Here is a 19,903-nt window from a genome sequence, read left to right as displayed (position 1 = left end):
GAACAACCACGGCTGACTTGCCGCTGGGTGTGTGGGGTTGGCGTGGCGTTGATCGTTGCGGATGTGGCGTCGAGGGTGAGCGCGTCGTGGGCGCGCGCGCTGCGATTCCTTGTGATGACCGCTTCGATCACTGCCGTCGTGACGCTGGCCTCGACCAATGCGCGCGCGCAATTCGCCTGCGTTGGAACGCTGGGCGCCAGTGACGTCACCTGTAGCAACACCGGCGCGACGGCCGTGCCGTTTCTTCAGGACCAGCTCGGCTCGTTCAATCTCACGACGACCAGTTCCGGATTCAGTAACGGAATCACCACGACAAGTGTTGACGGCAACGTTACCGCCACGAACTCCGGCATCAACGCGGATATGCTGGAAACGTCGGCCAGCGGTCTTGGCAACGCGACGTCGAACAATTCCGGGATAATCGGGACGTACATCAGCACGTTGAGCGGCGCGGGCAATGCGACGTCGATGAACTCCGGAACGGTAATTCAGGATATCACCACGATTGCGCAGGACGGCGGCAATGCGCTGACCAACAACTCCGGATACACTTCCGCGATTACCACTTCCACGGCACCTGGCTCGGCGCTGGTCAGTGGATCGGCGACGTCGATCAATTCGGGCTTCGTGGCGGGTGTGATCGCCACCACGGCGGATGGCGGCGGTAACGCCACGACCAGCAATTCTGGTGTTGCCATTGACGGAATGGCCACGCTCACAACCAATGGCGGCTTGGGTTCCGGCGCAGGCACCGCAACCAGCATCAACTCGGGCATCGTCGACACGATTTTGACTCAGACCTTCGATGGCGGCAACGCAATCACCATCAATTCCGGACGTATCGTGAATACGAGCCTTGGACCCGGAATCTTTAACGCCACCATCGATGGTGGCAACGCAACGACTGTGAACACCGGCTTCGTGAATGGCGGCATTTTCACCGGGACCGGTATGGCCGGTGGCGACGGCAACGCGATCACTGCAAACTACGGCACCGTCATAGGCCCCTTCGTGACGACTGCTGGCGTGGCTGGCGGTAATGGCAACGCGATCGCGCTGAATGCCGGCAGCATCTACGGCACGGTCGATGTCATCGCTGGTGTGGTCGGCACGGCCAGTTTTACCAATGCGGGCTTGGTCGATGGAACCTCGAGTGGTGGATTGGCTATCAATCTCGTCCAATTCGATACGGCGACGCCGACAACGTTGAATATCCTGCCTGGCTCGCGCATCGTCGGCCAGATCGTTCTCAATGGCGATATCCTCGATCCGTTCGCGGTCGGCACCAGGGTCAACATTCTCAGCGGCCACGATATCTCGTCGGTGCTGACATTCGGCGGGGGAGGGTGCGGTTGTTTATTCGGCGGCCTTACCGACACGGGCGCGATCGTCAATGTCACCGGCGGTGCGCCTTACGTCATCAACGGAGACACAGTCGCCATTCTCGATCCGACCTCGTTTGTGGCCGCGGATCGCAATGTGGTCGATGTGACACGCACGATCACCTCTCTGGTCACGAGCCGCCTTACCAATCCCGCGCCGATCGGCGGCAGCGGATCGACGGCGATCGGTTTCGCGCCGTCCGGCAACGTCGCGCGCGACATGGCCAACGATGCCTTTTCGGGCGTTCCTGCGCTGGCTTATGCGAGCAACGATCGTGTGCTCCTGAGCAATCCAAGCTTCACGGCGGCAGATGGCACAAGCATCTGGGCGCAGGGTTTCGGCGGTCAGCGCATTCAACAAGCGGATGCCCCGACGTTGCGCTCGGTGTCTAATTTCTATGGCGGCGTGCTCGGCATCGACAAGACGGTGCAGCCCGGCCTGCGTCTCGGCGGCTTCATTGGTGGCGGCGCGATCAAATCCACCATCGATCTGAATTCAGGCGACACTTCAAGCGACATCGGGTTCGGCGGTATCTACGGCCGCTACGCGATGGGGCGTGCCTTCCTGGATTTCTCATTGCTCGGCGGTTACAGCAGCAATGACGTCAAGCGCACGATAGCCAACAACCTCGTACCGGGTGGCTACGAATACGCAGCAGGAAAATACAACGGCTGGTTCATCAGTCCGGAGGTTGCTTACGGCTTCCAGCGGTCGCTCGGCTATAACCTGACCCTGACACCGTCCGCGCGCGTGCGCTACCTCGCAGCCGGCTTCGGCGGATATCAGGAAGCGGGATCCTCCACGAACCTGACCGTTGCTTCGCGCACGTCGCACAATTTCGAGGAACGCGGCGAGTTCAAGCTGACGCACACGACCAACGCGACGCCGACCGAGCAGCTTCAGTTGAGCGGCACCGTCGGATTGGTGGCCCTGCAACGTGTCGGCGACGCCAACGTGAATACCATACTGCTCGGACAGAGCCTCGCCTTCGCAACGCCGGGCAAAGCCAGCATCGTCGGCTTCTATGCGGGCGCAGGCTTCGACTGGCGCAATGCGTCGGGTTTCTCGGTGTTCGGAGCAGCCGAATTCACCGCGATGTCCGATCAGAGTCAGACCATCACGGGCAGGGGCGGCGTAAAGGTTTCGTTCTAGCGCCTTCGTTCTGCGTGATTTTCGAAACGGCCAAAAACAAACCGGCGACGCATTCGCATGCATCGCCGGATTTGAAATCAAGCTCTGTTCGAACTTACGGGCAGGGATAGCGATTGCCGTCGTAGTTCAGATACGTTCCTGAAGCCGGATCATAAGACCGATACCGCTGCATGCAGTAGGCCTCGGCGTCTCCGCCACCGTAGCCGTACCGAGGTGCGACGACGACCGGAGCAGGGGCCGGATAATAAGCCGGGCCGCCATATCCATAACCGTATCCAGGTCCGTAGTAATATGGGTTGGATCCCGCAGCGATGGCGCCGCCGATCAGCGCGCCCGCGGCAAGGCCGATCCCAAGGCCCGCAGCACCACCACCGCCGCGATAATATCGCCGCCGGTACTGAACTTGAGTTGCCAGCGAATTGTCGGCACCGATGTGCGCCGGCGACATCAACTGGCTCGGCGCCAGCGGAGCAGCATGGCTGGATGACGTCGCAGCCACCGGAAGCGCCAGCGCAACTGCTGCGACCGCACATCCATTCCTAAACGTGATCATGTCCTCACTCCAAGCCCGCATCGATCACTCTGCATCGAGAAGCCGCGCGGAATGCGCGGCCTCACTCAGAGGACAATAATGTTCGTTTGGATTCAGGCGCTTCTGGGGCGGTTCCAAACCCGGAACACGCCCCGAAGCGTTGGACCGGCAGCTTACGGGCAGGGGTGCCGCTGGCCGTCATAGCCAAGGTACGTCCCGGATGCCGGGTCGTAGGACTTGTAGCGTTGCGAGCAGTAAGCATCGTCGCCGCCCGGCACCGCCGCATACTCCTCGTAAGCCGGCGCATAGGCATACGAGTCATCGTAATAGTACGGGCTGCCGTAATAGTAAGACGAACTCAGTGCACCGAGGGCCAACCCGGCGCCGAAGCCGTAACCCGGGCGCCAATGACGATGGTGCCTGTGACCGTGGTGTCTGTGGCCACTCCATCCGCTACCAAGTTGGGCAACCGGACGTCCGCCTCCGAGCTGCGCTACGGGCCGTCCGGCGAATGCTGGGCGTGACGCAAGAGCGCCAGCTCCGGCGCCAGCGATCGCTGCGCGGCCGGCAAAGTTGCTACCGCCGCGGAATCCGCCGCCGCTCATGGCGCCGCCACGGAAACCACCGCCACCTATCGCGGCACCGCCTCCACGGAAGCCGCCACCTCCACCTATGGCAGCACCGCCGCCACCTCCGCGGAAGCCGCCGCCTCCGCCGATGGCACCGCCACCACCGCCGCCGCGAGACATGCCGCCGCCGCCTCCACCTCTACCGCCTTGCGCATCCGCGGTTGACGACGCAATCGCCGGTGCGACTGCGAGTAGCGCTGCTGCGCCGATAATCTTGAGATTGATCATTGTTCGCACTCCGAGTGAACTTGACGAAAGAACGGACAGGAAAGTCAGTCGTTCCGTTCCTTTCGAAGTTTCACGTCACGGTCCCAGACATCACTCCAATGCAGCATGAACGGATTGCGACCAAACCATGTCGCTCCATCACTTATGCGCGACGCCCCGATACCAGTGCGTGTGGCGACAGTTCAGTGTCATGCGTTGTTTCACGATGAACGAATTCCTGGCGCGTTCGAGGCAGGGCGCAGGGGTATCTTCCTGCAGGAAGGCGATCAGCTTTTCCCGTACCTCGCAGCGCAAATCCCATGCGGCAGGGGCGCTGCGCGCACTGAGCAATGCGCGCAGTTCGACCGTGTGTCCTTGGTTGCATCGCTGACCTGAAGCACCACAACGCGGTCGTCCCACAGCGGCGAGGCGCGCGCCACCTCCATCAGCTTTTCACGAACCTTCTCCACCAGTACGGTGTAGCCGACATAAAGGAACACCGAACCGATCAGCGCGGAGGTCTCGCGGGTCTAGTTCTGGAAGGGCTTCTCGATGAAGTAGATCAGCGGCACCACCATCCGCCGCCAGTCCCAGAGCTTGATGACGACATAGGTTGTCGTGATTTCCTCGATGGTGCCGTACTCGTTCTCGAGGAAAACCACGTCGTCGAGCCGGATCGGCTGAGTCACGGCGAGCATGAGGGAATCCGGCGGGTATGGATGGCGGAACGACATCAACGCACAGGCCGGGCGGAGGTTCATGCGATGCACCAAGTTGCTGTTGGTGCTGGACAATTGGCCCGCCCGGTGGCATCAAACAGCTCTTGCGCGGCCATCCGCGCCCAGTTCGGATTCGCGCCATGAAGCTGTTTTTCCTGCGTTTTTTCACGTGGTGGAGCGGGTCGACCTTCGGCACGCAGCTCTGGACTCGCCGATTTGGCGAACTGGTCGGACAGGACGAGGGCGGCAACACCTACTACCGTACGCGCGGCGGCAAGATCGACCCGACGCTGGGCTTCGAACGCCGCTGGGTGATCTACAACGGATACGCCGAAGCGACGCGCGTTCCGCCAGCATGGCACGGTTGGCTGCACCACACCGTGGACACGCCGCCAACCGAGATCGATTACAAGCCCCGCGAGTGGGAAAAGCCGCACCGCCCCAACATGACCGGGACGCCTGCAGCCTATCGCCCTTCGGGTTCGACGCTTGCCAGCGGCCGCCGGCCCAAGGCCACCGGTGACTATCAGCCATGGACTCCGGGTCAGTAACGCCCGCTCCAACGCCATAATGCATAATGCAGCGCGGACGGCCCGCCCTTTCCCCGCCGTATTCGGCGTGTTAACCGAAGACCTGCGCGAGGCCCATTATCTGTAGAATGGCGTGCAGCCGATTCGATTTAATCGCATAATGGGGCTGGATCAGCTTAAGATCATGACCGTGATCGTTCCGACAGGTGTGGAGCACGATGTTTTCCGGAAACCGCTTCGCACCTCTTGGCGTCGTGCTCTTGTAAAGTCGCGCAAGATGTTCCGAACCATCACCACATTTTCACTCGCAGCCTTGATCGCGACATCGTTGGTGTCGCTTGCGACGCCTGTTCACGCGCAGATCGGCAACATCTTTTCCGACAGACCGCGGCCGCCCGCCAATATCCAGCGCGGGGAGCCGATACAGGAGCCGGAAGAAGAGGAAGTCCCTGATCTGCCGCCGCAGGGCCGTCTGCTTCCGACGCCCAACCGTCCGCCGCCGCCGGGGCAGGGCGTACCGCCGCCCGGCAACGTTCAAACACAGCCGCTGCCACCGCCGCCAGGAACAGCCGCTGCTCCAAGACAGCCCGCAGTGCCCGGACAAGGCACGCCGAACGTCGCGACCGTGCCTCCAGCAAGTCCGTTGCCGGGTTTGCCGCCAGGGCAGAAACAGCCGCGCGGTGCGCCGCCGTCGCCTGCGACCTTGCAGCCAGGCGACGAGGTCGTGACGGAGCCGCCGGCGCAGAAGATCGTCAACAAGCAGGCGGTCTTTGCGGGGTTGGACAAGATCACCGGCCGCATCATCAAATTCGATGCCGACATGGGTGAAACCGTTCAGTTCGGCGCGCTGCGCGTCAAGCCACAGGCCTGCTACACGCGACCATCGACGGAAGCGGCCAACACCGATGCGTTCGTTGAGGTCGATGAGATCACGTTGCAGGGCGAGGTGAAGCGGATCTTTTCAGGCTGGATGTTCGCGGCCAGTCCGGGTCTGCACGGCGTCGAGCACCCGATTTACGATATCTGGCTGACCGACTGCAAAGGTCCGGCAGCAACTGTTGCTCAGCAGGAGGCGCCGAAAGCCGCGCCACCGCCGCCACCTCAGCAGCAGCCAAAGCGTCCGGCGAAGCAGCCGGCCGTGCAGCGGCCGTTGCCGCCGCCAAATCCATTCCCGCCGTTTCAGCGATAACGCCTTTCGTGCAAGCTAGGCTTGCGTCAGGCATGCCAGCGCTTCTGCGCCGGTGACCGGTCGGCTGGCGGGAAGTGCGAAGAAGTCGCCATCCCCGGTTACGGCTTCATCGAGCAGCATGCGGTAACGCCGCCGCGGAACTTCGACAGCGCCGAAGGTGCGCAGGTGGTCCGTCACGAACTGCGTATCGAGCAGCACGAAGCCTCCGGCCAGCAGGCGGGCCACGAGATGGACGAGTGCCACCTTGGATGCGTCGCGCTCGATGTGGAACATGCTTTCGCCGAAGAACGCGCGGCCAAGACTGACGCCATACAGTCCGCCAACCAGTTGATCGCCGCGCCATGCTTCGACGCTGTGACAATGACCGATCTCGTGCAGCGACGTGTAGAGATCGCGGATACGACCATTGATCCAGGTGTCATCGCGGCCCCGCTGCGGCGCGGCGCAACCGGCGATGGTTTGCTTGAAAGCAGTATTGACCGTGACGCGGAAGGTGCCGGCCCGAACGGTCCGCGCCAGGCGAGATGCGACGCGAAAGCCATCAAGCGGGATAATGCCGCGCTTCTCGGGTTCAACCCAGAAAATGGTCGGGTCGTCGGCGCTTTCCGACATCGGGAAAATGCCGCAGGCATAGGCTCGCAGCAGGACACTGGGGGTAATTTCGGAAGGTGCGGTGTCGCGCGAACTCATGCGCAACTGTAGCAAAATGTATCCGCTTCCGCGACCGTCAAGCCATCCCGGGGGCGGGCTGTCGAACGCGGGTTTGGGCCGTGTTCTTCAGGTGCAAGACGATACGTGTTCCAGGATGCGCCGGGTCGCGTTCTGCCTTGGTGTCGAGCTTGATCGCCATGGCGCTCACGATGCGCTGGCCCATGCCGGTGGACTGGGGGTTCTGCTTCACCTGCAAGCCGACGCCGTCGTCGGAAATCGACAATTCGAGGCCGCCGTCGCGCGATCGAAGCTCGACGTGAATAGGGCCGGCTCCATCCGGATAAGCGTATTTGACCGCATTCATCACCAGCTCGTTGACGATAATGCCGATCGCCACCGCGCGGTCCGGGTCGATCTCAACCGGCTCCGCCTTCAGCGTCAGCCGCGACATGCGGTTGCCTTCCGCGGAACGGCGCAGATCTTCGAGCAATGCCTCGAGATACTGATTGAGCATGACCGTCTTTAGATCCTGCGACGTGTAAAGGCGGCGATGTACCTGTGCGACGGCAGCGACGCGGCCCATTGCGTTGGTTAGCGCAGCCTTCACGTCTTCGTCGGTACTTGAATTCGCTTGAAGATGCAGCAACGACGCGATGATCTGCAAACTGTTGCCGACGCGGTGGTTCACCTCGCGCAGTAGGACTTCGCGTTCCGCCGCCAGCGCAGCGTAGCGATCACGCGAGGCATGAACTTCCGCTTCGGCATCGTCGCGTGCTTTGCGGACCAGGGCCTGCTCCATTGCACCCTTGGCAGCGACGTCGAGCAGTGCGAGAAATTCTCCCTGTGTATCCTTCACCAGATAGTCCGAAGCGCCGGCCTTCAACGCAGTGATCGCAATCTTGCTATCCTGTGATGCGGTTACAAAAATGACCGGCGGTGCATCGGGAATCTTCTGGATTTCAGCGAGTGTCTCGAGCCCGTCGAGGCCGGGCATGTGCTGATCGAGTGCGACTACATCGATCCCGCCTTGCCTAATCCGTGCAAGACCGCACGTACCATCTGAGGCGTGCTCCACGGCATATCCTTGCCGCTTCAATCCGCGCTCGACCAGCCGCGCGAGATCGGCGTCATCGTCGATGTACAGGAGGAGTGGTGTTTCCGGTTTCATGTTTTGACGGGTGGAACCTTGATGACTGAAAAGAACAGGCCCAACTGCCGGATGGCATTGGCGAAGCTCTCATAGTTCACCGGCTTGGTGATGTAGACGTTACAGCCGAGCTCGTAGCAGCGCTTGATTTCCTGCTCGTCGTCCGTTGTCGTCAGCACCACAACCGGCGCGCATTTGATGTGACTGTTTTCCTTGATGCGCTTCAGTATGTCGATCCCGGTCATATCCGGCAGGTTCAAATCGAGAAGGATCAGCAGCGCCTGATCCTTATGCTCGGCGCCTGAACCATCCCGGCCGAACAGATACTTCACCGCATCCGTACCGTTGGCGAACGGCAGGATTTCGTTGTTGACGCCCGAGCGGCGAATGTTGCGTTCGATCAGACGGGCGTGACCTTCGTCATCCTCGATCATGATGATTTTGACTGGCAGACTCATACTTCTTTTCCTTGAGTTCCGTAATTCCATCGCGCGGGCAAGGTGACTGTGAACGTGCTTCCCGTGTGAAGTTCTGACGAGACGTTGATGGTGCCGCCCATTCGTCGCACCAGGGCACGGACGTGAGCGAGGCCGATGCCCTGACCTTGACGATCCTGAAGTCCCGCGCGGCGAAACAGGTCGAAAATCCGCGTGTGGTCTTTTGGATCGATACCGCGGCCGTTATCGGTGATTTCGAAGATGACGAAACCGAGCTTGGGGCGGCCCTTGATCAGGATGTCGCCCGGCACGCCCGGCTTGAGGTATTTGAGAGCATTATCAATCAAGTTGGAGAAGATTTGTTCCAGTGCAAGGCGGTCGCTGACGATATTCGGCAGCGGTTCGACGCGTATTTGGGCATTGGCTTCAGAGGCTTGGTGAGCCACTGAAGAGATAATTGCTTCAATCAATTCGCGTGTATCGATCTCCACGGGATGGAAATCGCGTCGGCCTTCACGGGTCAGATTGAGAATGGCCGAGATGAGGCGGTCCATCTTGCCGATCGATGACTTGATGAAGCCGAGTGCTTCTGAGAAATCCTGAGACAGCTGCTTGTCTTCGGCCTGAAGCTCCGGCGCTTCGGCTGGATTGGAATCTCCGATCGGTACCGGAACGGAGGAGGCTGCTTCGGCGGCACGGCTGTATTTTGCGATCCGGGTGAAGATGTCGGTGCGAAGCTCTTCCAGTTCGCTCGTGAAGCCCATGATGTTGACGAGCGGAGACCGCAGGTCGTGGCTTACGATGTAAGCGAAGCGCTGTATCTCTTCATTGGCTTCGCGAAGATCTGCGGTTCGTGTCTCAACAGTGGCTTCGAGGTTGAGATTGTTGTCGCGCAATTGCTGTTCGGCTTCGTCGCGAGCCCGCGTCGACCGCCGCACCAGGAAGATCGAAGCTCCGGCCAGGATGAGCACGAGCCCTGAACCGGCGGTGGTAACGACGGCCGCGAGCGTCTGGCTACGATCGGCCGCGCGCGTTCGCATCTGAAAGAGACGATCTTCCTCCGCGCGCATTGTGGACGCAATTTCTCCGATGCGCTGAACAGCAGCGCCGCTGCCGTCTCGCAACATTTCGATGCCGCCGGGGATATCGTTTCGCTTTACGAAGTCGATGGCCATCGTAAATTCGTCCAGCCGGGACTTTGCTGCCGCGCGCAGCTGTTTGCTGTTCTCGATCTGAACGGGGCTGTCGGTCGTCTGACTGGCGAGCTTGTCTATGTTAGGCAGGATGCGCTGGGCTGCGGCCTCATGCTCTGCCAGAAATTTAGCTTGCGAGGTCAGCAGGTAGCCGCGGGCAGCGCTTTCCGCGCGGCGGATATCCAGCAGCACGGTCGATATCTGATTTTCAACCTCGACGGTGTGAACCACCCAGCGGCTGTCATCGCGCGCCTTGTTGACCAGCACAATTGAAACAACGCTGATCGCGACCAGCACCAGAAAGCCTGCGGAGAGCAGGGCAATCTGCCAGAGCGTGCGCCGACGGGCCGCGTCCTGTGTCACGCGGGTCCTGCGCAGTTGTCGGGAAAGAGAAATCTCTGAAAATTCAAATCGCTACCCTTGAACCCCAAGAACATAACTGAGGCGCAGGATAACGTGCAAATAGGAATTTAGTTCCATCGCTGGAACGGAAGAAGATAGAGCAGTGGGAAGCCTACGACGACTTGGTGTCGCCTGCTGCGAGATAATGCTCGAGCCAGTGGATGTGGTAGTCGCCGTCGATGATGCTGGGTTCGCGCACCAGCCCGCGGAACAGCGGCAGCGTGGTTTCGACGCCGTCCACCACCATCTCGTCCAGCGCGCGCCGCAGCCGCATCAGGCATTCGCCGCGGGTTTTACCGTGGACGATGAGCTTGCCCACCAGCGAGTCGTAATAGGGCGGAATGACATAGCCCTGATACACCGCTGAATCGATCCGCACGCCCAATCCACCGGGCGGATGGTATTGCAGTATCTTGCCCGGCGAAGGCCGGAAGGATACCGGGTTCTCGGCGTTGACCCGGCATTCGATCGCATGGCCGTTGATGACGATCTCGTCCTGCGTGCAGGGCAGATCGCCGCCGGCGGCAACGCGGATCTGCTCAATCACAAGGTCGATGCCGGTGATCATCTCGGTTACGGGATGCTCGACCTGGATGCGCGTGTTCATTTCGATGAAATAGAACTCGCCGTCTTCGTAGAGGAATTCGATGGTGCCGACGCCGAGATACTGCATCTCGCGCATCGCCTTGGCGCAGGTCTCGCCGATCTTGGCGCGCGCGGCTGCGGTCAGGATCGGTGAGGGGCCTTCTTCCCACACCTTCTGGTGACGGCGCTGGAGAGAACAATCGCGCTCGCCGAGATGGATCGCGCCGCCGCGCCCGTCGCCGAGAATCTGAATCTCGATATGGCGTGGCTTGCCGAGATATTTTTCCAGATAGACCGATCCGTCGCCGAACGCGGCCTTGGCTTCGTTGCTGGCGGTTGATAGCGCGAGCAACAGATCAGCTTCGGTCGGAGCGACCTTCATGCCGCGTCCACCGCCGCCAGCCGCAGCCTTCACCAGCACGGGAAACCCGATTTTCTTGGCGATGGCCATGGCATCGTCACCAGGACCGACACCACCGTCAGAGCCAGGCACCACGGGAATGCCGAGGCGTTGCGCGGTTTTCTTGGCTTCGATCTTGTCGCCCATCAGGCGGATGTGTTCGGCCTTTGGGCCGATGAAATGCAAATTGTGGTCGGCCAGGATTTCAGCGAAGCGGGCGTTTTCCGACAGGAAGCCGTAGCCCGGATGAACCGCATCGGCGCCGGTGATTTCGCACGCTGCGAGCAGCGCCGGCACGTTCAGATAGCTGTCCTTGGCGGGCGGCGGTCCGATGCAGACGCTCTCGTCAGCAAGCCGGACATGCATGGCGTTTGCATCCGCGGTCGAATGCACGGCAACAGTCGCGATACCGAGTTCCTTGCACGCGCGCAGCACGCGCAAGGCAATCTCGCCGCGATTGGCAATCAGGATCTTGTCGAACATCGCAGCGCCTGACGGTGAGAACGATTATTCAATGATGACGAGCGGTTCGCCGAATTCGACGGGCTGGCCGTCTTCGACGAGGATTTGCGTGACGGTGCCGGCGCGCGTCGACGGGATCTGGTTCATCGTCTTCATCGCTTCGATGATGATGAGCGTATCGCCAACCTTGACCTTGCTGCCGACGTCGATGAACGGCTTCGCGCCGGGTTCGGACGCAAGATAGGCGGTGCCGACCATCGGCGAGGGGACCGCACCGGGATGCTTCGAGATGTCGGCAGACGTCGCCGCCGCAACAGGTGCGGATGCCGGAGCCGCCGCGGCGGGGGCGGGGTGATAGGAGACAGGTGCGGCTGCCGCGATGCTGATGTTACGTGCAACCCGCAGGCGCAATCCGGCACGCTCGATCTCGATTTCCGTGAGATTGGTTTCGTCGAGCAGCATTGCCAGCTCGCGAATGAGCTCGCGCTCGTCGGCTGGCTTTTCTTTAGGAGCAGATGGTTCTTTCGGCGAAGCGGCCATGTGAAATCCGGAGCTTTCTTAACTGACAAACAGGATCAGGCTTTTGCCTTGGCGCCGATCTTGGCGGCGAGGCCGCTGATAGCGAGGCGATAGCCGTCAATTCCGAAGCCGCACAGCGTTGCCACGGCTGCCGATGCGACGAAGGAGTGGTGACGAAAGGGTTCGCGCGCGTAGATGTTTGATACGTGAACTTCAATCGTCGGGAGTTTAACCGCGACCAAGGCGTCGTGGAGCGCGATCGAGGTGTGGGAATATCCGCCTGCATTAACGATAATGCCGGCAGCCTTTTTTGCCCCCGCCTCATGAACGAAATCGATCAGCTCGCCCTCGCGGTTTGATTGGCGGCAGTCCGCCGTGAGGCCGTAAAGGGCGGCGCTGTCGTGGCAGAGCTTTTCCACGTCGGCCAGTGTGTGATGGCCATAGATCTCCGGCTCGCGGGTGCCGAGCAGATTGAGGTTCGGCCCGTTGAGCACGTAGATCGTCTTTGCCATCCGAAAACCAAACCCAGCAATGTCGGCGAAATGATGCGGCGCGCGCGGCTTCGGCCGGTTTATAGGCAACATGAGGCCGGGAGGGAAGCCTGATCGGCTTCGCCGTCCCCTGCCAAATGGTTCAGAAATCACCCGAAAAGCCTGATAGAAGGCCCTGAAATCGTTGGTTAACCAATATTAACGGATGTTCCCGGCGGTCTTCGGATACCCCCAAGACCTCCGGGACGGTTCCGGGCCTAGCAGGTCGCTTTGCCGCAACGAGCCTCCGAGATTTTCTTGGCCAGGCCTGCCGCGCCGACCGCGCCGACCACGACGTCCTTTCCGATCACGTAGCTCGGCGTCCCGTTGAGACCCATCTCTTCTGCGAGCTTGAAGTTCTCATTCAGGGTCGCGCTGATTTCGGGGCTGGTCATGTCCTTTTCGAGCTTGGCCATGTCGGCGCCGGCGTCCTTGGCCGCTGCCATGGCGCGGGCCTTGTCAGCCTGTCCGCGTCCGTTCAGCAGCTTCTGGTGGAAATCGAGGTACTTCTTGCCGGTCGGATCCTGCATGCGGACCGCGATCCCGACCTGCGCGGCTTCGACTGAACTTGGCCCGAGCACCGGGAACTCCTTCAGCACGACGCGCAGTTTCGGATCCGATTTCATCAGAGCGAGCATGTCGACCATGGCGTGTTTGCAGTAGCCGCAATTGTAGTCGAAAAATTCGACGAAATTCACGTCGCCATCGCGGTTGCCGACAACAACACCACGCGGCGACTTGAAAATCGTGTCCGCATTTTTCTGGACGGCGGCGCGATGCTTTTCGGCTTCTGCCACAGCCTGTCGCTTCTGCAACTCGGCGGACATCTCCTCAAGCAGTTCGGGATTGGCGACGAGATAGTCCTTGATGATTTTTTGAATCTCGCTGCGCTGAGCGTCGTTGAATGACTGCGCATGCGACGCGGCAGGCAAACCCAGCACCAGTGCGAAGGCGAGGGGAGCAAGAGAGCGGAGCGAGAACATGAGTATCCCTTCGGACGGTTTGGACCGGCAACGCCGGAGTTCAATTCTTTATCGGCTTCGTATTAACGATATCGTCGGCCTTGACCCAACCGGGCGTGCCGATGGCGAACCTCGTCTTCGCGCGCGAGGCGAGGTCTCGCGCCGTTTTCTGGTCTCCGCGCAGAAAGGCTGCCTGTGCCGAGGCGAGATCGGCTTCCGCGTAGTCACCCTTGCGGCCGTAAGCCATTGCGAGCTGCGTATATCCAAGCGCTGCTTCCGGTTCCCGTATCAGCGCGGCGCGCAGAATCTTGATGGCCTCCTCAGCGTAGGCCTTATTCTCGGATGCCACGAAGGCCTGGCCAAGTAACATCTCGATGAGCGGTGCGTTGTTGGACAGTTGCACCGCCTTGCGCAGGGGGGCGATGGCCTCGACCGGCTTGCCGCCTTCGAGCAGAGCCTGACCCTTCAGCTCATAAAAGTAAGGATTGTTGGGCTGCACGCGGATCAAGGCGTCGATCTGGGACTGGGCGCTGCGCAGATCCCCGTGACGATAGGTGGCGATGGCGCGGGCATAGCGCGCGGGCAGGCTGTCGTTCGAGGCCGGGTAGCGACGATTTACGGTGTCCGCGCGTTCCATGAAGCCGGATACCTTGGCGCGCATCATGTCGTGACGAAGCTGCAGAGCCGCATCGTCTTTCTTATCCCAATACGGACTCGACTTTGCCAGTTCCTCCAGTGCCCTGACGCGTTCGGCGGGCATCGGGTGAGACATGTTGTAGGGATCGGCGCCGCGGGACGCGTACAGACTTTGCTCCGAGAAGCGTTTGAATGTCTCATACATGCCCTTGGCCGACTGGCCGGTGGCGTTGAGAAATTTCACGCCCGCCTTGTCGGCGTTTTCTTCCTGCTGCCTTTGATAGGACAGCATGGTGCGCATGATGGCGGCCTGGGGGGCTGCGACCGCCGCCGCGCCAGCGCTTCCGGCCCCCGAACGCGCGCCAGCCACCGCTGCACCCAGACCGAGCAGCATGGCGATGATCATCTGTGTTTGTGCGCGGGAAATCTGCTCGCGCAGCTTTGAGAGATGTCCGCCGGCCAGATGCCCCGTTTCGTGCGCAAGCACGCCGATGATCTGGTTGGGCGTATCGGACTCGCGCAATGCACCGTAGTTGACGAAAATCCGGCGACCGTCGGCAACAAACGCGTTGAACGACGACTCGTTGATGATGACGACCTGAATGTTGTGCTTCTCGAGCCCTGCCGCGCGCAGGATAGGGCGGGTGTAGTCGCGCAGGAGTTGCTCGGTTTCGGCGTCGCGCAGCAGCGGAAGGCCTCCGCCGGCTCTCTGTTGCGCATGAACCGGCCATGACGCGACGAGCAATGCCGCCGTCGTGACGATCGCGGTCGCGCGCCGCGCGAACGATTGTCCGAGACGGAACCATCCGGTGACGGGTACGCGGACGGACGAGCGTTCGCCTGGCATGGTCAAGGGGACATTTGTCATGGCTTGGTCAGCGAGCTTGGCAATGGAGCGGCAGCCTGTAGGGTGCTAAAATCAAAGTCTAACAAGCCGCCGAATGCGGCGGTAGAACGGCACGGCGCCGCATGCTTCCTCGCATGTCGCCATCCCGGGGAACAGCAGATTTCATGCTAGTGTGGTGGTTCGTAAGTCCGCATCCTTTCGGCGGCACGCACACTTGCGGACTTGCGAACCAAAACCACACTAGAATTGTAATTTTCCAGTGTCCTTTTGAATCCGAAGTTCGCTATGGAGAGTGCTGCAAAATGAGGCGAACTTCGGATTCAGGACAATGGTTGTGACACTCAGAGACAAGGCAAAAGGCCTTTTGAAGCCCTCCAGCCGCGGCAATGTTCCGCCGTTCATGGTGATGGACGTGATGGCGGCCGCGGCCAAAATCGAGGCCGAGGGCGGCAATGTGATTCACATGGAGGTCGGGCAGCCGGCAGCGCCTGCGCCGCAGACGGCCATTGCCGCCGCGCAGGCAGCACTCGATGTCGGCAAAATCGACTACACCTCTGCCATCGGTATCCCTTCATTGCGCCGGCGGATCTCGCGCCACTACCGCGAAACCTACGCGCAGGATGTCGATCCCGCCCGTATAGTGATCACCACAGGCTCCTCGGGCGCCTTCGTTCTCGCGTTCCTGTCTGCGTTCGAGCCGGGCGACAGGGTCGCCATCACGTCGCCGGGCTATCCGCCATATCGTCATATTCTGCGTGCGCTTGGATGCGAACCGGTCTTGATCGAAACCACCAGCGCCACGCGGCACGCACTCACCGGCGAGATGTTGCTGGAGGCTCATCGGAAGACACCTCTCAAAGGCGTGCTGGTTGCCAGCCCCGCCAATCCGACCGGCACCATGATGACGCGCGAGGCGATGACCGATCTGATTGCCGCGGCGGACAGCGCGGATATCCGGTTCATTTCGGACGAAATCTATCACGGCCTCGACTACGCATTCCCGGCGGTGACGGCTGCGCAACTGTCGTCCGAGGCGATCATCATCAATTCGTTCTCGAAGTACTTCTGCATGACCGGCTGGCGTGTGGGCTGGATCGTCGTACCCGAGGGATTGGTGCGTTCCGTTGAAACGCTGCAGCAAAACCTGTCGATTTCGGTGCCGACATTGTCGCAGATCGCGGCCGAAGCCGCGTTCGACGGCTGCGCCGAAATGGATGTGATCAAGCACGGCTATGAAGAGAACCGCCGTATCCTGATCGATGGTCTGCCGAAAGTCGGCCTGACGGAATTCTTGCCGGTGGACGGTGCGTTCTATCTTTACGCGGATGTGTCGAAGTTCAATTCCGACAGTTTCGAATTCGCCAAGGCGATGTTGCAGCAGGCGCATGTGGCGGCGACGCCGGGTGTGGATTTCGATCCGTTCCACGGAAAGTCGTTCGTGCGCTTTTCCTACTCGCGCTCGACGCAGGAGATCACGGAAGCGGTGGCGCGGATTACGCGCTGGCTGGCCAAGGGCTGATCGGCGGTCGTGGCAAGGCCGCAATAAATAACCGCCCGCTGTGAAGCGGGCGGTTTCATTTTTGACGATAGTCTGGGTGCTACTCGCCGCGCCGTGACCACCAGCCCGCGCGGCGCGGTTGGGCAGGCTCGCTCGGCTGTTCAGAAGGCGCTGGCTCGCTCGAAGAAGCTGGTGTCTGAACCGGGGTTGGCTCCGGCTCGGCTTTCGGCGTCTCTCCGAAGAAGAAGCTCACCTTCTCGCGGACGGTCGATCGTTTGCGCGGAGCAGCCTCGACATCTTCAGGCGTCGAGATGTGGTGTGACACGGGCTCAGCTTGCGGAGCGGGAGCCGGAGGTTCGTCGCGGACCGGCTCTGCCGGCGCCGACAGATCGGCGACAGCTTCGGCGGATTCGGATTCAGGCAACGGTCCGAAGTCGTCGGCAATCGTCGAGACGATTCCCTCGCCGGGCTGAGCACCTTCGCCGGCTTCGTTGCCTCCACGGCGGCGGCGGCCACCGCGACGGCCACGGCGGCGCGGACGGCGCTCGCCGTTTGCCTGGTCGGCGCGCTGTTCGCCGCTCTGGTCTTCCTGCTCGTCGTCACCTTCTTCGCTATCGTCGTCCGTGGCCTCAGCCTGCGTTGCAGATCCCTGAGCGGCGTTCTGATCAGCGGGAGCAGCACCTTCACGCCCCTCGCCACGGCCACGCCGACGGCGGCGGCGCTTGCGGCGCTGACCTTCTTCGCCTTCCGCCACAGCACCCGTGTCAGCGGATTGAGCTTCCGCGCCTTCGGCTTCATCGTCGCCTTCGAGCTCGGCTTCGGCTTCAAACGTTTCGTCGTCTTCGTAGTCGTAAGTATCCTCGACCGCAGCTGGAGAAGCGGCGAGCTGCGCGGCAAGGATTGCCTTGGCGGCCTCGAGCGTATGGACGGCTTCGCCACGATCGATCACGAAGGACTGCTGGCCGCTGATTGTCCCGTCGGCGATGACTGCCAGCGTAACCTTGAAGCTGCTTTCCAGATCGCGCAGGTGACCGCGCTTGTGATTGAGGACATAGAGCGCCACGTCGGTACGCGTGCGCACCGTGAGGTTGTGGGTCGGACCCTTCATCAGGGTTTCTTCGAGGCCGCGCAGCAATTGCAGCGCGACGGACGAAACCGAACGGACGTGGCCGCTGCCGCCGCAATGTGGGCACGGTTCGGTCGAGCTTTCCAGCACGCTGGCGCGGATGCGCTGGCGCGACATTTCGAGCAAGCCAAAATGGGAGATGCGGCCAACCTGAATGCGAGCGCGGTCCTGCCGCAGGCAGTCGCTGAGCTTGCGCTCGACGGAGCGGTTGTTCCGCTTCTCGTCCATGTCGATGAAGTCGATGACGATCAGTCCCGCGAGATCGCGCAACCGGAGCTGCCGTGCGACTTCCTCGGCGGCTTCAAGATTTGTCTTGAGCGCGGTGTCCTCGATATGGTGCTCGCGGGTGGAACGGCCCGAGTTCACGTCAATCGAGACCAGTGCTTCGGTCTGGTTGATGACGATGTAACCGCCAGACCGCAAAGTGACCGTCGGCGAGAACATCGCGTCGAGCTGGCTCTCGACGCCCATGCGCGAGAACAGCGGTTGGCCGTCGCGATATTGCTTCACCGACCTCACATTGGTCGGCATCAGCATTTTCATGAAATCGCGCGCCTCGGTGAAGCCGGACTCGCCGGCGACGAGGACTTCGTCGATTTCCTTGTTGTAGAGGTCGCGCAGCGAGCGCTTGATCAGCGAACCTTCCTCGTAGACGAGGGTGGGGGCCTGTGATTTCAGCGTGGTGTCGCGGACGGTTTCCCACATCCGGATCAGGTATTCGAAGTCGCGCTTGATCTCGGGCTTGGTGCGCGACGCGCCGGCGGTGCGCAGAATGATCCCCATGCCCTCAGGCACGTCGAGATCCTGCACCACGTCCTTCAGGCGATTGCGATCCTGCGCCGAGGTAATCTTGCGGCTGATGCCGCCGCCGCGTGCGGTGTTGGGCATCAGGACGGCGTAGCGGCCTGCGAGCGAGAGATAGGTCGTTAGCGCCGCGCCCTTGTTGCCGCGCTCTTCCTTTACGACCTGAACCAGCATCACCTGGCGGCGCTTGATGACTTCCTGAATCTTGTACTGACGGCGCGGGCGGAAGGCGCGCTCCGGCACTTCTTCCAGCACGTCGTCGCCACCGACCGACTCGACGACTTCCTCTTCGGCGTCGTCACCGTCTTCGTCGTCATCCGCATCGTCGGCATGGTCGTCCTGATGATCATCGCCGCGGGGAGCGGATTCGGCGTCACGGGAGTCGTCGTGCGCATGACGCTCATGCGGTTGGTCGTCATGTGCATCGTCGTCGTGCGAATGATCGTGAGCCGCTTCAGCTTGTTCGCTCGCAGATGTGCTCGGCGTGTCTTGAGCGACGGGCGCAGCAGCTTGTTCAGTCTCATGTGGATGATCGTCATGGACGTGTGCAGCGTGATCGTCATCGGCGCGATCGCCATGGCTGTGCTGATCACGGCTGTGCTCGCCATGCTCATGTTCGCCGTGATCGTGTTCATGATGCGCAGCCTCCGCATCGTGCGGATGGTCAGGCGCGTGATCGCCGACTTGCGCCGAAGCCGGCTGCGTCAGGCCCTCGGTCTCGGAGCTTGCGCCCTCGACAATCTCGCTTTGCACGCGCTCGCCGCTGTTACGGCGTCGCGAACTGCGATGACGCGACCGGCGGCGGTTGGACCGGTTTTCCGTTTCTTCCTCGGCTTCGCGGTGCGCGCGCTCGTCGGCCTCGATCAGGGCCTGACGATCGGCAACAGGGATCTGGTAATAGTCGGGGTGGATTTCGCTGAAGGCAAGAAAGCCGTGACGATTGCCGCCGTACTCGATGAAGGCGGCCTGCAGCGACGGCTCTACCCGCGTAACCTTGGCGAGATAGATATTACCGCGCAGTTGCTTGCGCTGGGCAGACTCGAAATCAAATTCCTCGACGCGATTGCCGCGGACCACGACCACCCGGGTCTCTTCCGGATGGGTGGCATCGATCAACATTTTGTTGGGCATTTTTGAGCTCTTGACGGCGAACGGCACGTTCGGCGGGCAGCGCTAGGCGCGTAGCCGGGTCACGTAACGGTTCACCTGATTCGGGGGTGAGGGGAAGGCCAAAACGCCGCCCGAAGCACCGTGCCGACTGCAACGTCAGCGAAACGCGACGCGGAAAAGATTCGCGTCGTATCGATGCTGGCATTGATGGGATTTTATTACAGATCCCGTTCGGCAATAGAGTCTGGCGCAT

16 protein-coding genes and 1 pseudogene are annotated in these 19,903 nt (G+C 61.3%); 4 read left to right on the top strand and 13 right to left on the bottom strand.

Going from position 1 to position 19,903, the window contains the following annotated elements; translation table 11 throughout:
- Nucleotides 1-114 precede the first annotated feature (114 nt).
- Nucleotides 115-2,535 (top strand): autotransporter outer membrane beta-barrel domain-containing protein, encoded by a 2,421-nt coding sequence (locus tag HNQ36_RS06020; protein WP_184083058.1) that lies wholly within the window; start codon nucleotides 115-117, stop codon nucleotides 2,533-2,535.
- A 94-nt stretch (nucleotides 2,536-2,629) separates the two neighbouring features.
- On the opposite strand, the gene HNQ36_RS06015 is transcribed toward HNQ36_RS06020, so the two are convergent.
- From HNQ36_RS06015 to HNQ36_RS06005, 3 genes and pseudogenes are all read right to left on the bottom strand, one after another.
- On the bottom strand, nucleotides 2,630-3,088 hold the full coding sequence (locus HNQ36_RS06015) for a BA14K family protein (RefSeq protein WP_184083056.1): 459 nt from the start codon (nucleotides 3,086-3,088) through the stop codon (nucleotides 2,630-2,632).
- Between the two features lie 152 nt (nucleotides 3,089-3,240).
- Nucleotides 3,241-3,924, bottom strand: a complete 684-nt coding sequence (locus HNQ36_RS06010) for a BA14K family protein (RefSeq protein WP_184083054.1) — start codon at nucleotides 3,922-3,924, stop codon at nucleotides 3,241-3,243.
- 142 nt (nucleotides 3,925-4,066) lie between these two features.
- Nucleotides 4,067-4,604, bottom strand: a pseudogene (locus HNQ36_RS06005) (mechanosensitive ion channel family protein); the annotation flags it as partial.
- Nucleotides 4,605-4,762: 158 nt separating this feature from the next.
- Here HNQ36_RS06005 and HNQ36_RS06000 point away from each other — a divergent pair.
- On the top strand, nucleotides 4,763-5,173 hold the full coding sequence (locus HNQ36_RS06000; RefSeq protein ID WP_046826457.1) for an NADH:ubiquinone oxidoreductase subunit NDUFA12: 411 nt from the start codon (nucleotides 4,763-4,765) through the stop codon (nucleotides 5,171-5,173).
- A gap of 256 nt (nucleotides 5,174-5,429) precedes the next feature.
- Nucleotides 5,430-6,341: a DUF2155 domain-containing protein gene (locus HNQ36_RS05995; RefSeq protein ID WP_184083052.1), complete on the top strand. Its 912-nt coding sequence runs from the start codon at nucleotides 5,430-5,432 to the stop codon at nucleotides 6,339-6,341.
- 15 nt (nucleotides 6,342-6,356) lie between these two features.
- Here HNQ36_RS05995 and aat read toward each other — a convergent pair whose 3' ends face one another.
- The 9 genes from aat to HNQ36_RS05950 form a co-directional block, all read right to left on the bottom strand.
- Nucleotides 6,357-7,031 carry a leucyl/phenylalanyl-tRNA--protein transferase gene (gene aat / locus HNQ36_RS05990; RefSeq protein WP_184083050.1) on the bottom strand — a complete coding sequence of 225 codons (675 nt, stop codon included), beginning with the start codon at nucleotides 7,029-7,031 and terminating at the stop codon, nucleotides 6,357-6,359.
- 37 nt (nucleotides 7,032-7,068) lie between these two features.
- Nucleotides 7,069-8,160: a sensor histidine kinase gene (locus tag HNQ36_RS05985; protein WP_184083048.1), complete on the bottom strand. Its 1,092-nt coding sequence runs from the start codon at nucleotides 8,158-8,160 to the stop codon at nucleotides 7,069-7,071.
- Nucleotides 8,157-8,597, bottom strand: a complete 441-nt coding sequence (locus tag HNQ36_RS05980; RefSeq protein WP_184083046.1) for a response regulator — start codon at nucleotides 8,595-8,597, stop codon at nucleotides 8,157-8,159. The genes HNQ36_RS05985 and HNQ36_RS05980 overlap by 4 nt, the downstream gene beginning before the upstream one ends.
- A complete protein-coding gene (locus tag HNQ36_RS05975; protein ID WP_184083044.1) occupies nucleotides 8,594-10,132 on the bottom strand; it encodes a CHASE3 domain-containing protein in 1,539 nt (512 codons plus the stop codon). Before HNQ36_RS05975 ends, HNQ36_RS05980 begins: the two co-directional genes overlap by 4 nt.
- Nucleotides 10,133-10,283: 151 nt before the next feature.
- On the bottom strand, nucleotides 10,284-11,639 hold the full coding sequence (accC, locus tag HNQ36_RS05970; protein WP_184083042.1) for an acetyl-CoA carboxylase biotin carboxylase subunit: 1,356 nt from the start codon (nucleotides 11,637-11,639) through the stop codon (nucleotides 10,284-10,286).
- A gap of 24 nt (nucleotides 11,640-11,663) precedes the next feature.
- Entirely contained in the window at nucleotides 11,664-12,158 is a 495-nt protein-coding gene (gene accB / locus HNQ36_RS05965) for an acetyl-CoA carboxylase biotin carboxyl carrier protein (protein WP_184083040.1), read from the bottom strand.
- A 35-nt stretch (nucleotides 12,159-12,193) separates the two neighbouring features.
- Nucleotides 12,194-12,649, bottom strand: coding sequence for a type II 3-dehydroquinate dehydratase (gene aroQ / locus HNQ36_RS05960; RefSeq protein WP_184083038.1), 456 nt, complete (start codon nucleotides 12,647-12,649; stop codon nucleotides 12,194-12,196).
- A gap of 236 nt (nucleotides 12,650-12,885) precedes the next feature.
- Nucleotides 12,886-13,650 (bottom strand): DsbA family protein, encoded by a 765-nt coding sequence (locus HNQ36_RS05955; protein ID WP_046826449.1) that lies wholly within the window; start codon nucleotides 13,648-13,650, stop codon nucleotides 12,886-12,888.
- A gap of 40 nt (nucleotides 13,651-13,690) precedes the next feature.
- Nucleotides 13,691-15,133: a M48 family metalloprotease gene (locus tag HNQ36_RS05950; protein ID WP_184083036.1), complete on the bottom strand. Its 1,443-nt coding sequence runs from the start codon at nucleotides 15,131-15,133 to the stop codon at nucleotides 13,691-13,693.
- 307 nt (nucleotides 15,134-15,440) lie between these two features.
- Here HNQ36_RS05950 and HNQ36_RS05945 point away from each other — a divergent pair, with 307 nt between their 5' ends.
- On the top strand, nucleotides 15,441-16,631 hold the full coding sequence (locus HNQ36_RS05945) for a pyridoxal phosphate-dependent aminotransferase (protein WP_184083034.1): 1,191 nt from the start codon (nucleotides 15,441-15,443) through the stop codon (nucleotides 16,629-16,631).
- A gap of 79 nt (nucleotides 16,632-16,710) precedes the next feature.
- Here the strand turns inward: HNQ36_RS05945 and HNQ36_RS05940 are convergent, their stop codons facing one another.
- A complete protein-coding gene (locus HNQ36_RS05940) occupies nucleotides 16,711-19,671 on the bottom strand; it encodes an Rne/Rng family ribonuclease (protein ID WP_184083032.1) in 2,961 nt (986 codons plus the stop codon).
- Nucleotides 19,672-19,903 lie beyond the last annotated feature (232 nt).

This window comes from Afipia massiliensis, from assembly GCF_014203115.1.
Lineage (GTDB): Bacteria > Pseudomonadota > Alphaproteobacteria > Rhizobiales > Xanthobacteraceae > Afipia > Afipia massiliensis.
This window is presented reverse-complemented; position numbering and strand designations above follow the sequence as displayed.

Bases quoted from the DNA above. Each gene is read 5' to 3' on its own strand.
- HNQ36_RS05980 (WP_184083046.1), bottom strand. From the start codon at position 8,597: ATGAGTCTGCCAGTCAAAATCATCATGATCGAGGATGACGAAGGTCAC.
- HNQ36_RS06015 (WP_184083056.1), bottom strand. From the start codon at position 3,088: ATGATCACGTTTAGGAATGGATGTGCGGTCGCAGCAGTTGCGCTGGCG.
- accB (WP_184083040.1), bottom strand. From the start codon at position 12,158: ATGGCCGCTTCGCCGAAAGAACCATCTGCTCCTAAAGAAAAGCCAGCC.
- accC (WP_184083042.1), bottom strand. From the start codon at position 11,639: ATGTTCGACAAGATCCTGATTGCCAATCGCGGCGAGATTGCCTTGCGC.
- HNQ36_RS05945 (WP_184083034.1), top strand. From the start codon at position 15,441: ATGGTTGTGACACTCAGAGACAAGGCAAAAGGCCTTTTGAAGCCCTCC.
- aat (WP_184083050.1), bottom strand. From the start codon at position 7,031: ATGAGTTCGCGCGACACCGCACCTTCCGAAATTACCCCCAGTGTCCTG.
- HNQ36_RS05995 (WP_184083052.1), top strand. From the start codon at position 5,430: ATGTTCCGAACCATCACCACATTTTCACTCGCAGCCTTGATCGCGACA.
- HNQ36_RS05985 (WP_184083048.1), bottom strand. From the start codon at position 8,160: ATGAAACCGGAAACACCACTCCTCCTGTACATCGACGATGACGCCGAT.
- aroQ (WP_184083038.1), bottom strand. From the start codon at position 12,649: ATGGCAAAGACGATCTACGTGCTCAACGGGCCGAACCTCAATCTGCTC.
- HNQ36_RS06000 (WP_046826457.1), top strand. From the start codon at position 4,763: ATGAAGCTGTTTTTCCTGCGTTTTTTCACGTGGTGGAGCGGGTCGACC.
- HNQ36_RS05950 (WP_184083036.1), bottom strand. From the start codon at position 15,133: ATGACAAATGTCCCCTTGACCATGCCAGGCGAACGCTCGTCCGTCCGC.
- HNQ36_RS05940 (WP_184083032.1), bottom strand. From the start codon at position 19,671: ATGCCCAACAAAATGTTGATCGATGCCACCCATCCGGAAGAGACCCGG.
- HNQ36_RS06010 (WP_184083054.1), bottom strand. From the start codon at position 3,924: ATGATCAATCTCAAGATTATCGGCGCAGCAGCGCTACTCGCAGTCGCA.
- HNQ36_RS06020 (WP_184083058.1), top strand. From the start codon at position 115: ATGACCGCTTCGATCACTGCCGTCGTGACGCTGGCCTCGACCAATGCG.
- HNQ36_RS05955 (WP_046826449.1), bottom strand. From the start codon at position 13,650: ATGTTCTCGCTCCGCTCTCTTGCTCCCCTCGCCTTCGCACTGGTGCTG.